Source organism: Streptomyces sp. A01, from assembly GCF_059026195.1.
In genome coordinates, this window is sequence record NZ_JBWLKN010000058.1 from 1 (window position 1) to 14070 (window position 14070).

2 protein-coding genes are annotated in these 14070 nt (G+C 74.9%); both read left to right on the plus strand.

Going from position 1 to position 14070, the window contains the following annotated elements; genetic code table 11:
- A partial coding sequence (locus AC5P1B_RS35235; RefSeq protein ID WP_493892109.1) for an SDR family NAD(P)-dependent oxidoreductase occupies positions 1 to 4124 on the plus strand: 4124 nt, incomplete at its 5' end.
- Between the two features lie 42 nt (positions 4125 to 4166).
- A partial coding sequence (locus tag AC5P1B_RS35240; RefSeq protein WP_493892110.1) for a type I polyketide synthase occupies positions 4167 to 14070 on the plus strand: 9904 nt, incomplete at its 3' end.

A 14070-nucleotide genomic window follows, 5' to 3' on the forward strand; every position in this document is an offset into this window, starting at 1 on the left:
AGCTCGCGCGGTCCTTCGGTCAGGCGTTCACCGCCGGTGTCGCGGTGGACTGGTCCCGCTGGTTCCCGGCCGAACCGACCCCGCGCGTGGTCGATCTGCCGACGTACGCCTTCCAGCGCGAGCGGTACTGGCTGGACGGGCACAGTGGCGAGGCCGGCCGCGCCGGGGACCCCACCGGTCTCGGCCTGACCTCCGCCGGGCATCCCCTGCTGGGCGCCGCCGTGGAACTCGCCGACGGCAGCTCGCGCTTGCTGACGGGACGGCTGTCCCCGCAGACGCACTCCTGGCTCGCCGAACACGTGGTGGCCGGGTCAGCGCTGGTGCCCGGGGTGGCGCTGGTGGAGTGGGCGCTGCGGGCCGCCGACGAGGTCGGCTGCGGCGGGGTGGAGGAGCTGGCGCTCGAAGTGCCGCTGGTGATGCCCGCTTCGGGTGCCTTGCTGGTCCAGGTGGTGGTGACCGCCGCCACCGAGGACGGGCGGCGTGACGTACGGGTCTACGCGCGCCCCGAGGAGGCCGCTGGCGCGGACGAGGGGTGGGTCTGCCACGCGGAAGGCGTGCTCAGCCCGCCTCCGACCGATACTGACCCGGCGCCGGGACTGGACGGCGTATGGCCCCCGTCCGGCGTCGAACCGGTGGACACCGATGACTTCTACGAGCGCGTCGCCACGGCGGGGTACTCCTACGGCCCCGCGTTCCAGGGGCTGAAGGCTGTTTGGCGGCACGGCTGCGACCTCTACGCCGAGGTCGCCCTGCCCGAAGCCGCCGGGGACCGGGGCGGGTTCGGCATCCATCCGGCGCTGCTGGACGCCGCGATGCAGCCCACCCTGCTCGCCGAAGAAGCGGCGGACGCGGACGGGCAGGTGTGGATGCCGTTCACCTGGAACGGGGTGTCCCTGTGGGCCGGTGAGGCGAGCACCGTCCGCGTCCGGCTGTCCCCGGGCGAACCAGGCGCACCGGGCGCGGAGGGAGAGCGGACACTGCGGGTGACGGTGGCCGACGCCGTGGGCGCCCCCGTGCTCAGCGCCGCCTCGGTGGTCCTGCGCCGGGCCGACACCAGCGGTATGCGGGCCGCCGGACGACGCGCCGTGGACGGCTTGTTCGCCCTGGACTGGACGCTCCTGCCCGTACCGGCCGCCACGGACAGCACTGGTACCGGCACCGGTACCGGCACCGCGCCACAGGCCGGCGACGGCGACTGGGTCGTACTCGGCCAGGACCAGCAGGACGAGCAGGACGGACCGCCGCCGACCGGTTTGCCCGCCGACGCCGGAGTGGCGGGCCACCGTGACGTCGCCGCGCTGGTGGCGGCCATGGAGGCCGGTGCCCCGGCTCCCTCGGTCGCCCTCGCCGCCCTTCCCTCCACGCGCGGGGACGGTGACCTGGCGGCCGCCGGACTCGCCGCGGCGGAGCGGGCGTTGGGGCTGGTGCGGGAGTGGCTCGCGGAGCCCCGGCTGGCTGGGGCCCGGCTCGTCGTGGCCACCCGCGCGGCGGTCACGGCCGCGGAGCCCGGTGACGGCAGCGGCGCCGTGGACGACAGCTGGGTGGATGCGGCCCAGGCCGGTGTGTGGGGACTGGTACGCAGTGCGCAGTCCGAGAACCCGGGCCGCCTGATCCTGCTGGACCTCGAACCCGGGGCGGCCGCCGTGCGCGGCGGAGCCGTGACCGAGGCCGTGGCCGCCGCCGTGTCCGGCGCGATCGCCGCTGACGAGTCGCAGGTGGCGGTGCGCGCGGGGCGGGTACTTGTGCCCCGGCTGGTGCGCGCGGGAGCCGCCGGTACGGAGCTGGTCGGGCCGGTGGGACAGCCCGCGTGGCGGCTGGCGTCACAGGGCACGGCCACCGTGGACAGTGTGGTGCCCGTCGCCTGCCCGGAGGTGCTTGACCCGCTGGGTCCGGGCCAGGTGCGGATCGAGGTGCGCGCGGCGGGTGTCAACTTCCGTGACGCGCTGATCGCGCTGGGGATGTACCCGGGTGGCGCGGCGTTCGCGGGCAGTGAGGGCGCGGGCGTGGTGGTCGCGGTCGGCTCAGGGGTGACGGGCGTCGCCGTGGGCGAGCGCGTCATGGGCCTGTTCGAGGGCGCGTTCGGGACCTTCGCGGTCGCCGACGCCCGCACGGTGGTGCCGGTCCCCGCGGCGTGGACCTTCCACGAGGCTGCCGCCGCTCCCGTGGCGTATCTGACCGCGTGGTACGCGCTGGTGGAACTGGGCGGCCTCCAAGCGGGGGAGTCGGTGCTGATCCACGCCGCCACGGGCGGTGTCGGCATGGCGGCCGTGCGGATCGCCCAGCACGTGGGCGCCGAGGTCTACGCGACGGCCAGCCCGGCCAAGCACGACGTACTCGCCGACCTGGGCGTCGACCAGGCGCACCGGGCCTCGTCACGCGACCTGGCCTTCGAGACCGCCGTCAGCGAGGCGACCGGCGGCCGGGGCGTGGACATGGTCCTCAACAGCCTCACCGGCCCGTTCACCGACGCCTCACTGCGGCTGCTCGGCGCGGGCGGGCGGCTGCTGGAGATGGGCAAGACCGATGTCCGCGACCCGGAGCGGGTGGCGGAGCGCTGGCCGGGCGTGCGCTACACGGCCTTCGATCTGATCGCCGACGCCGGTCCCGAGGGCATCGGCGAACTGCTTTCCGTGCTCAGCGGGTTGTTCGCCACGGGATCTCTGCGGCCGCCACCGGTGCGGGTGTGGCCGCTGAGCCGTGCGCGGCACGCGCTGCGCCACCTCAGCCAGGCCCGGCACACCGGGAAGCTGGTGCTCGACGTGGCTCCAGCGGCCGACCCGGACGGCACCGTACTGATCACCGGCGGCACGGGAACGTTGGGCGCGCACGCCGCCGAGCACCTGGTGCGTACGGAGCAGACCAGGCATCTGGTGCTGGTCAGCCGCCAGGGCCCGCGGGCGCCCGGCGCGGACGCACTCGCCGCCAGGCTCACCGAAGCGGGCGCGGACGTACGGATCGTCGCCGCTGACGTCGCCGACCCGGCCGTGGTGGCCGGGCTGGTCGACGGGATCGGCCCCGAGCATCCGCTGACCGGCGTCATCCACGCGGCCGGAGTGCTCGACGACGCGCTGATCACCTCGCAGAGCCCGGAGCGGCTGGCCCGGGCCTGGGCGGCCAAGGCCGCGGGCGCGGCCGCTCTGCACGCGGCGACCGCGCACCTGCGGCTGGGCATGTTCGTGCTGTTCTCGTCCTTCGCCTCCGCTCTCGGCACCCCCGGGCAGGCCAACTACGCGGCGGCGAACGCCTTCTGTGACGCGCTGGCGGCGCGTCGCCGGGCCATGGGCCTGCCCGGTGTGTCGGTCGCCTGGGGCCTGTGGGCGCAGACGAGCGGGCTGACGGCGCGGCTGGCCGAGGCGGACCTCGCGCGGATCGGGCGGTGGGGAATCAAGGCCAACAGCACCGACGAGGGGCTGGCGATGCTGGACGCCGCACGCGGACACGGCCACCCTCAACTGCTCGCCCTGCGCCTGGACGCCCGGGCCCTGGCCGCGCAGCCCGCGGACTCCCTGCCCACCCCGCTCCGGGCGCTCGCCGCCACGGCGGGCGCGCGCGGCCGCCGGACCGCCGCCGCTGCCGACGGCCGGCCCACCGACTGGGCCAGCCGCCTCAGCGGCCTGTCCGCCCCCGAGCAGCAGCGGCTTGTCCTGAACCTGGTGCGTACGCATGCCGCCACGGTGCTCGGGCACGGTGACCCCGGGACGGTGCGGGCGGAGACCTCGTTCAAGGAACTCGGCTTCGACTCGCTGACCGCCGTGGAACTGCGCAACCGGCTGTCCGCCGCCACCGGGCTGCGGCTGCCCGCAGCGCTCGTCTTCGACTACCCGGAGGCGGCCGTGCTGGCCGACCACCTGCTGCGGCACCTGGCGCCGGGGGAGGCGGCGCACGCCGGCCCGGGCGCGGGCGATCCGCTGTCCGGCGAACTCTCCAGGCTGGAGAACGCGTTGTCGGCGGTCGCCGTCGAGAACCTGGACTCCGGGGCTGTGACGGTCCGGCTGGAAACCCTGCTCGCGAAATGGAAGGCGCTGTGCACGCCCGTCGGCGAGGCGGACGCCGCCGACCGGCTGCACACCGCCTCCGCCGACCAGTTGGTGGACTTCATCGACAACGAACTTGGCTTGTCATGACTCTCTTGGGCGCGAAGATCGCTGAAGGCCGGGTGACCCTCCGTGGTGAATGAAGAAAAGCTGGTCGACTATCTGCGACGGGTGACCAGCGATCTGCACAGCACCCGCGCGCGGCTGCGGGAGGCGGAGGAGCGGCACCAGGAGCCGGTGGCCGTGGTCAGCATGGCCTGCCGGTATCCGGGCGGGATCAGCTCACCCGAGGACCTGTGGAAGCTCGTCGCCTCGGGCGGGGACGCGATCGGGGAGTTCCCCACCGACCGGGGATGGGACCTGGAACACCTCTTCCACCCGGACCCGGACCACCCGGGCACCAGCTACGCCCGCGAGGGCGGATTCCTCTACGACGCGGCGCGGTTCGACGCGGAGTTCTTCGGCATCAGCCCGCGCGAGGCGCTGGCCATCGACCCCCAGCAGCGGCTGCTGCTGGAGACCTCCTGGGAACTGCTGGAACGCGCCGGGATCGACCCCCTGACGTTGAAGGGCTCCGCGACCGGGGTGTACGCGGGAGCCGCCCTGCCCGGCTTCGGCACCCCGTACATCGACAAGCACGCGGAAGGCTACCTGGTCACCGGTAATGCCCCCAGCGTGCTGTCCGGGCGGGTGTCGTACACGCTCGGTCTCGAAGGCCCCGCCGTGACGGTGGACACCGCGTGCTCCTCCTCGCTCGTGGCGATGCATCTGGCGTGCCAGGCGCTGCGGCAGGGCGAGTGCGGCCTGGCACTCGCCGGGGGCGTCACGGTGATGACCATCCCGAACGTGTTCACCGAGTTCGCCCGGCAGCGCGGCCTGTCCGCCGACAGCAGGTGCAAGCCGTTCGCCGCCGCCGCCGACGGCACCGCGTTCTCCGAAGGCGTCGGCCTGGTACTGCTGGGGCGGCTGTCCGACGCCCAGCGCGAGGGCCATGAGGTGCTGGCCGTCATCCGGGGCTCGGCGATCAACCAGGACGGCGCGAGCAACGGGCTGACCGCGCCGAACGGCCCCTCCCAGCAGCGGGTCATCGTCCAGGCGCTGGCCAGCGCCCGCCTCGGCCCCGCCGACGTGGACGCCGTGGAGGCGCACGGCACGGGCACCCGGCTGGGCGACCCGATCGAGGCCCACGCCCTGCTCAGCACGTACGGGCCCGACCGCCCGGAGGACCGGCCGCTGTGGCTGGGGTCCGTCAAGTCCAACATCGGGCACACCCAGGGAGCGGCGGGCGCCGCCGGTGTCATCAAGACGATCATGGCGATGCGGCACGGCACCCTCCCGGTCACCCTCCACGTCGATGAGCCCACCCCGCACGTCGACTGGGGCACCGGCGCCGTACGCCTGCTCACCGAACCCGTCGACTGGCCACGGGCCGAACGCCCCCGCCGGGCCGCCGTGTCCTCGTTCGGCATCTCGGGAACCAACGCCCACCTGATCCTGGAGCAGCCCCCCGAGCCCACCGAGGCGGCCCCCCGGCCACCGGCCGCCGGCGGCGCTCTGCCAGACGGCTCACTCGTGGCGTGGCCGCTGTCCGCCCGCACCGGGCAGGCGCTGCGCGACCAGGCCGACGCGCTCGCCGCGCACCTGGCCGACCGCCCCGGGCCGGCCGTGGCCGACGTCAGCTGGTCGCTGGCCAGGACCCGTTCGGCGTTCGAACACCGGGCGGTGCTGCTCGGCGAGGACCGCGCCCAGCTGACCGCCGCGCTGTCCGCCCTCGCCGAGGGCCGCGCCCACCCCGGCCTGATCGAGGCGGCGACGCCCGTGCGCCCCGGCGGCACCGCCTTCCTGTTCACCGGGCAGGGCAGCCAGTACCCGGGCATGGGCCGCGGCCTGTACGAGACGTACGGCGTGTTCGCCTCCGCCGTCGACGCCGCCTGCGCCCAGCTCGACCCCCTGCTCGGCCGGTCGCTGCGCGACCTGATCTTCGCGGCTGAGGACACCGCCGAGGCCCAGGCGCTGGACCAGACCGGCGTCACCCAGGCCGCGCTGTTCACCGTGGAGACCGCGCTCTTCCGCCTGGTCGAGTCCTTCGGCCTCACTCCCGGCTATGTGACCGGCCACTCCGTCGGCGAACTGGTCGCCGCGCACGTCGCGGGGGTCCTGTCGCTGCCCGACGCGTGCGAACTGGTCGCCGCCCGGGGCGACCTGATGCAGGCGCTGCCCACCGGTGGCGCCATGGTCGCCATCGAGGCCACCGAGGAGCAACTCCGTCCGCTGCTCGCGGGCCAGGCCGACCGGGTCGCGCTGGCCGCCGTCAACGGGCCCACCGCCGTCGTCGTCTCCGGAGACGAAGCAGCTGTCGAGGACATCGCCCGCGTCCTGCGCGACCAGGGACACAAGACCAAGCGGCTCCGGGTCAGCCACGCCTTCCACTCGCCCCGCCTCGACCCGATGCTGGACGACTTCCGCGCCGTCGCCTCGCGGCTGGCCTTCCACCCGCCGCGAATACCGGTGATCTCCAACCTCACGGGCGAACTCGCGGGCGCCCACCAGCTCTGCGACCCGGAGTACTGGGTACGGCACGTACGGCAGCCCGTCCGGTTCCACGACGGCCTGCGGACCCTCCACGCGGAAGGCGTGACCCGCTACCTCGAAGTCGGCCCCGACGCCGTCCTCACCACCATGGCCCAGGACTGCCTCAGCGTCGCCGAGGCCTCGTCACCCGAGCCCGAGCCCGAGCCCGAGCCCGCACCCGCGCTCGCCACCGCCCTGCGCAAGGGCCGCGACGAACCCCGCACCCTGCTCACCGCACTGGCCCAGCTCCATCTCGACGGCGGCACAGCCGACTTCTCCGCCGCCCTCCCCACGGGCGCGCGGGCCGTCCCGCTGCCCACCTACCGCTTCCAGCGGCGGCGTTACTGGCGGCCCACCACCCAAGCGGCGGGCGACGTACGGGCAGCGGGACTCGGCGCGACCGGGCACCCGCTGCTCACCGCCCGCGTCGAACCAGCCGACGGCGGACTGCTGCTGACCGGACGGCTCTCCCCGCGCACCCATCCCTGGCTGGCCGACCACACCATCCAGAATGCGGTGCCGCTGCCCGGCACGGCATTCCTGGAACTGGCGCTGCTCGCCGCCCAGCAAGCCGACTGCCACCTCGTGGACGACCTCACCCTGGAGACACCTCTGCTCCTGCCCGCCTCAGGAGCGGTACGGGTCCAGCTCGCCGCCGCCGCCGCCGACGCGACCGGGCACCGCGCGCTCACCATCCACTCCCGGCCCGCCGACGACCCGTCGGACGAGGCGGCCACGGCGGGCACCTGGCGTCGGCACGCCACCGGAGTGCTGGCCGAAGCGCCCACGACGGCCGCCCCCACCGCCCTCCCGGCGTGGCCACCGGCCGGGGCCACCCCCGTGGACGTGGCGGACCTGTACGCACGGCTCACGGCGCGGGGTTACACCTACGGGCCCGCCTTCCGCGGGCTGCACGCCGCGTGGACGCTCGGCGAGGAGATGTTCGCCGAGGTACGCCTGGCCGGGGACCGTGAGGACGCGGGCGGCTACGGCATCCACCCCGCGCTCCTCGACAGCGTCCTGCACCCCCTGGAAGAGCTGTTCCACAAGGACGACGATCCCAGCGGCCCGGCCCGCACGGTCCGCTTGCCGTTCTCCTTCAGCGGTGTGCGGCTGCACGCGTCCGGCGCCACCCGGCTGCGCGTCCGGATCACCCCCACCGGCCCGGACCAGGTCACGCTGGAGATGACCGACCCCAACGGCGCCCCGGTGGCCACCGTCGAGACGCTGGGGCTGCGCGAGATCACCGTCGACCAGTGGCGCGCGGCGCGCGCCACCGTCGACGACACCCTCTACCGGCTCGACTGGCAGCCGCACCCGGTGGCCGCCGACACCCCGGTGCCGCCCGGAAACTGGGCCGTCATCGGCCCCGACGACCTGGGCCTGACCGGCCTGACGACTGGGCACCCCACCGGCGCGCCCGCCATCACCCCGCACCAGGACCTGACCGCCCTGCGGGCCTCCCTCGCCGCAGGCGCGCCCGCCCCCGACACCGTCATCGTCACCTGCCCAGGTGCTCCCGGCACCGGCGACCTGCCCGCCCGGGTGCGCGCCGCGGCCCACCGGGCACTGGACCAGCTGCGCGAGCTCCTGACCGACGAACAACTCGCCGCCGCCCGCCTGGTCGTCGCCACCCGTGGCGCGGTCGCCACCGGCCCCGCCGACCCTCCCGCCGATCTGGTCACCGCGCCCCTGTGGGGGCTGGCCCGCTCCGCGCAGGCCGAACACCCCGGTCGCGTCCTGCTGCTCGACGTGGACGACGAGCCCGCCACCCGGCACGCCCTGCCCGCGATCCTCCACTCGGCCGTCACCGCCGACGAACCGGAACTCGCGGTACGGGCCGGAGCCGCCCGGGTACCGCGCCTGGTCGCCTTCAGGACCGGCCAGGACACCCAGGCGCCCGCTCTCGACCCGGAGGGGACCGTCCTCATCACCGGCGGCACCGGCGCGCTCGGCCGCCAGGTCGCCACCCACCTGGCCACCGTGCACGGCGCCCGCCACCTGCTGCTCGTCAGCCGGAGCGGGAACGCGGCCGAAGGCATCGGCGCGTTCACGGACGAACTGGCCCAGCAGACCGGGCACACGGCGGACGTGCGCGTGGCCGGCTGCGACATCACCGACCCGCACGCCCTGTCCCGGCTGCTCGCCGACATCCCCCCGGCCCACCCGCTGACAGCCGTCGTCCACGCCGCTGGAGTCCTCGACGACGGCGTGGTCACCTCGCTGACCCCGGCGCGGCTCGACGCCGTACTGTCCCCGAAGCTCGACGCCGCCTGGCAGCTCCACGAGCAGACCCGCGACCTCGACCTCGCCGCTTTCGTGCTGTTCTCCTCCGCCGCCTCCGTCGTACGCAACGGCGGCCAGGCCAACTACGCGGCGGCGAACATGTTCCTCAACGCACTCGCCGAACACCGCACGGCAGCCGGGCTGCCCGGCATCTCCCTGGCCTGGGGACTGTGGGGGTCGGCCGGTGGCATGACAGGACACCTCGGTGACGCCGACCTGGCCAGGATGAACCGCTCCGGGGTGGCCCCGGTGCCCCCCGGCCAGGCGCTCGCCCTCCTGGACGCGGCGATGGCCACCGACCACCCCACCGTGGTGCCCGCCCGCTTCGACCTGGCCGTACTGCGCGCGCAAGCCACCACAGGACCGCTGCCGCCCGCACTGCGCCGCCTGGTGCCCGCGCCCGTGCGGGACGCCACCCGAGCGACCCCCGGGGCCTCCTGGGCGAGCCGCCTCGCCGGGCTGCCCGCCGCCGAACAGGACACCGCCGTCAGCGAGCTCGTCCGCGAACAGATCGGCACCGTGCTCGCCCACCCCGCACCGGAGTCCCTCGACCTCGGCAGGGCCTTCCAGGAGCTCGGCTTCGACTCACTGACCGCCCTTGACCTGCGCAACCGCCTCAACGCGGCCACCGGCATCCGCATCCCGGCCACCGTCATCTTCGACTACCCGACGCCCGACGCCCTCACCCGCCATCTGCGCGGCGAACTCCTCGGCGTCGCCACCGCGCCACAGCCGCCCACGGCGACCACCACGGCGACCGGCGACGACCCGGTCGTCATCATCGGCATGGCATGCCAGTACCCGGGCGGCGTCACCTCCCCCGACGACCTGTGGCAGCTGGTCGCCTCCGGCACCGACGCCATCGGCGCGTTCCCCACCGACCGCGGCTGGGACCTGGGCGACCTGTTCCACCCGGACCCCGACCACACCGGCACCAGCTACGCCAGCGAGGGCGGCTTCCTGCACGACGCCGCCCGGTTCGACGCCGGATTCTTCGGCATCAGCCCACGCGAGGCGCTGGCCACCGACCCGCAGCAGCGGCTGCTGCTGGAGACGACCTGGCAGGCGTTCGAGTCCGCCGGGATCGACCCCGTGACCGTACGAGGCAGCGAGTGCGCCGTCATCACCGGCGTCATGTACGACGATTACGGCAGCCGCTTCCTGGGCCGTGTACCGGACGGCGTCGAGGGCCGCCTGATGACCGGCAGCACACCCAGCGTCGCCTCCGGGCGCGTCGCCTTCACCTTCGGACTCGAAGGCCCCGCCGTGACGGTGGACACCGCGTGCTCCTCGTCGCTGGTCGCCATGCACCTCGCCGCCCAGGCCCTGCGGCAGGGCGAATGCACCCTGGCGCTGGCCGGTGGCGTGACGGTGATGGCCACACCCAACACCTTCGTGGAGTTCTCCAGGCAGCGCGGCCTGGCGGCCGACGGCCGGTGCAAGCCGTTCTCGGCGTCGGCCGACGGCACCGGCTGGGGCGAGGGCGTCGGCCTGGTCCTCCTGGAACGCCTGTCGGACGCGCGCCGCAACGGCCATCAAGTGCTGGCGGTCCTGCGGGGCTCCGCGGTCAACCAGGACGGCGCGAGCAACGGGCTGACCGCGCCGAACGGCCCCTCCCAGCAGCGGGTGATACGGCAGGCCCTGGCCAGCGCCGGACTGACCCCGGCGGAGGTCGACGCGGTCGAGGCGCACGGCACGGGCACCACACTGGGCGACCCCATCGAGGCCCAGGCCGTGCTCGCCACCTACGGCCAGGACCGCGACGAGTACCGACCGCTGTGGCTGGGGGCCATCAAGTCGAACATCGGCCACACCCAGGCCGCCGCCGGTGTCGCCGGAGTCATCAAAATGGTGCAGGCCATGCGGCACGGCGTACTCCCGGCATCGCTCCACCTGGACGAGCCCTCACCCCATGTGGACTGGACGGCGGGCCGGGTGCGCCTGCTGACCGAGGCCACCGACTGGCCGCAGGGCGAACGCCCGCGCCGGGCCGGTGTGTCCTCCTTCGGCATCTCCGGCACGAACGCGCACATCATCCTGGAGCAGGCCCCCGCACACGGCGAAGCGGAGCGTACGGACGGCACACCGGCCCCCGGCGGCGCCAGCGTGCCCGCGGACACGGTCGTGCCGTGGGTCGTCTCGGCGCGCGACCCGCGGGCACTGCGCGCCCAAGCCCACGCCCTGGCGCGGCGCGTGAGCGCGGACCCGGACCTGCCACTGACCGGTGCGGGCTGGTCGCTGGCGACCACCCGCTCGGTGTTCGAGCACCGTGCGGTGGTGGTCGGCCGGGACAGGGGCGACCTGCTGGCGGGCCTTGCGGCACTGGCGGCCGGTGAGACCTGCCCGGGCGTGGTGGGACCGGCCGCACCGGTGGCGGGCGGAACGACGCCAGGGCCGGTCCTGGTCTTCCCCGGCCAGGGATCGCAATGGCCCGGCATGGGCGCCGAACTCCTCGAAGCCTCCCCGGCGTTCGCCACCCGCGCGGCCGCGTGCGAGCGGGCGCTGTCGCCGCATGTGGACTGGTCGCTGACCGAGGTGCTGCGCGGCGACCCGGACGCCGCGGACCTGAGTCGGGTGGACGTCGTCCAGCCGGTGCTGTGGGCGGTGATGGTCTCACTGGCCGCGGTGTGGGCCGACCAGGGCGTGATACCGGCGGCGGTCATCGGACACAGCCAGGGCGAGATCGCGGCGGCCGTCGTCGCCGGGGCCCTCTCGCTGGAGGACGGCGCGAAGATCGTGGCCCTGCGGAGCCGCGCCCTGCGGCGGCTGGCCGGAGGCGGCGCGATGGGATCGCTGGCGATGACCCCGGCCCGCGCCGTGGAGTTCCTGGCCGGGCTGGGCGAGCGGGCCGCCGGAGTCGGCATCGCCGCCGTCAACGGGCCCGCCTCCGTCGTGGTCTCGGGCCCGCCCGCGCAGGTCGCTCACGCCGTCACCACCTGCGAGACGTCGGGCGGCCGGGCCCGGCTGATCGACGTGGACTACGCGTCACACAGCGCCCAGGTCGATGAGATCGCGGAAGAGCTGCACGAGGTGCTGGCGGGCATCGAGTCCGTACGGCCGCGGATCGCGTTCTACTCGGCCGTGACCGCCGCCCGCATCGACACCGCCGGTCTCGACACCGGCTACTGGGTGACGAACCTCCGCGAACGCGTGCGCTTCGCCGAAGCCGTCCAGGCCCTCCTCGCCGCAGGACACCGGGTGTTCATCGAGGCCAGCACCCACCCCGTCCTCACCGTCGGCATGCAGGAGTCGTTCGAGGAAGCGGGCGTCCAGGCGGCCACGGTGCCGACCCTGCGCCGCGACCACGGCGGTCCCGCCCAGCTCGCCCAGTCCGTGGCACAGGCGTTCACCGCCGGTACCGACGTGGACTGGACCCGCTGGTTCCCCGCCGACCCGGCCCCGCCGGTCGTGGAGCTGCCGACGTACGCCTTCCAGCGCGAACCGTACTGGCTCGACGGCGGCACCGGCCACAGCGACGACCCCACCGGCCTCGGCCTGACCTCCGCCGGGCACCCGCTGCTCGGCGCCGCCGTGGACCTCGCCGACGGCAGCTCCCAGCTGCTGACGGGACGGCTGTCCGCCCAGTCCCACGGCTGGCTCGCCGAGCACGTCGTCGCCGGTACCGCGCTCGTGCCGGGCGCCACACTGGCGGAATGGGCGCTGCGCGCCGCCGACGAAGCGGGCTGCGGCGGCGTCGAAGAACTGACACTGCGGGTACCGCTGGCGCTGCCCGTCACCGGCGGCGTACGGGTACAGGTCGTCGTAGGCGCCCCAGCGGCCGACGAGCGGCGCGACGTGCGGATCTACTCCCGCCCCGAGCGAGACGCCGACGGCGGCGGAGCATGGGTATGCCACGCGGAAGGCGCGCTGAGCCCGCCCACCGCGCGCACCGGACCGGGCGGCGAACTGGGCGGCACGTGGCCTCCGGCGAGCGCCGAGCCACTGCCAGTCGACGACTTCTACGAGCGGGCCGCCGCAGCCGGGTACGGCTACGGCCCCGCGTTCCAGGGTCTGAAGGCGGCCTGGCGGGACGGCGACGACCTTCTCGCCGACGTCGAACTGCCCGAAACGGCAGGCGCACAGGGCAGATTCGGAATGCACCCGGCGCTGCTCGACGCGGTGCTGCATCCGGCCCGGTTGGTCAACTGGCCGGGACAGGACCCGGACGACGAACGCCTCTGGCTCCCGTTCGCGTGGAACGGGCTGACGCTGTGGGCCACCGAGGCCAGCGCCGTACGGGTACGGCTGACCCCGCACCAGGGCGGCGAAGGCGAGCGGGCGCTGCGCGTCGTCGTCGCCGACGCGGTGGGCGAGCCGGTCCTGACGGTCGAGGATCTGGCGCTGCGCGCCGTCGGCAAGGACCAGTTGCGGACCGCGAGTGAGTCCGGCGTCACCGGTCTCTTCACCCTGGACTGGACACCCCTGCCGATGCCGGAGGCCACGGACAGCACAGGGCGGCTCACCGGGGCGGCCGGTGGCGGCTGGGCCGTGCTAGGCGACGACGCCCTCCAACTGGTGGGCGTACCGCTGCCCGATGGGTCGCGCGTGGCCTGCCACCGGGACACCGCCGCGCTGACGGCGGCCCTCGGCGCCGGTGCCCCCGCTCCCTCGGCCGCACTGGTCACCCTCGCCTCGACCAGCGGCGCGAGCCGCCACGTGGCGGGTGCTGGACTGGACGTGACCGAACGGGCGTTGCGCCTGGTACGGGACTGGCTCGCCGAGCCCCGGCTGGCCGAAGCCACCCTGGTCGTCGCGACACGCGGCGCGGTCAGCGCCGGTGACTCCACCACCGACAGCGAGGACCGCCCACGAGACGTCGCCGCCGCCGGTGTGTGGGGCCTGCTGCGCAGCGCGGAGGCCGAGAACCCCGGCCGGTTCGTCCTGCTCGACCTGGACCCCGAGCCCGGCGCCGACCCGGCCCTGGAAACGGTGCTGCGCGCGGTGGGCCTGGACGAGCCGCAGCTCGCGGTGCGCGCCGGGCGGGTACTGGTGCCCCGGCTCGTCCGCGCGCGCGGAGCAGGTTGCGAACTGGTCGGCCCGGTGGGGCAGCCCGCGTGGCACCTCGCGGTCCGCGGCACGGCCACCCTGGACAGTGTGGTGCCGGTGCCGTGCTCGGAGGTGCTGGAGCCGTTGGCGCCCGGTCAGGTGCGGATCGAGGTGCGTGCGGCGGGGGTGAACT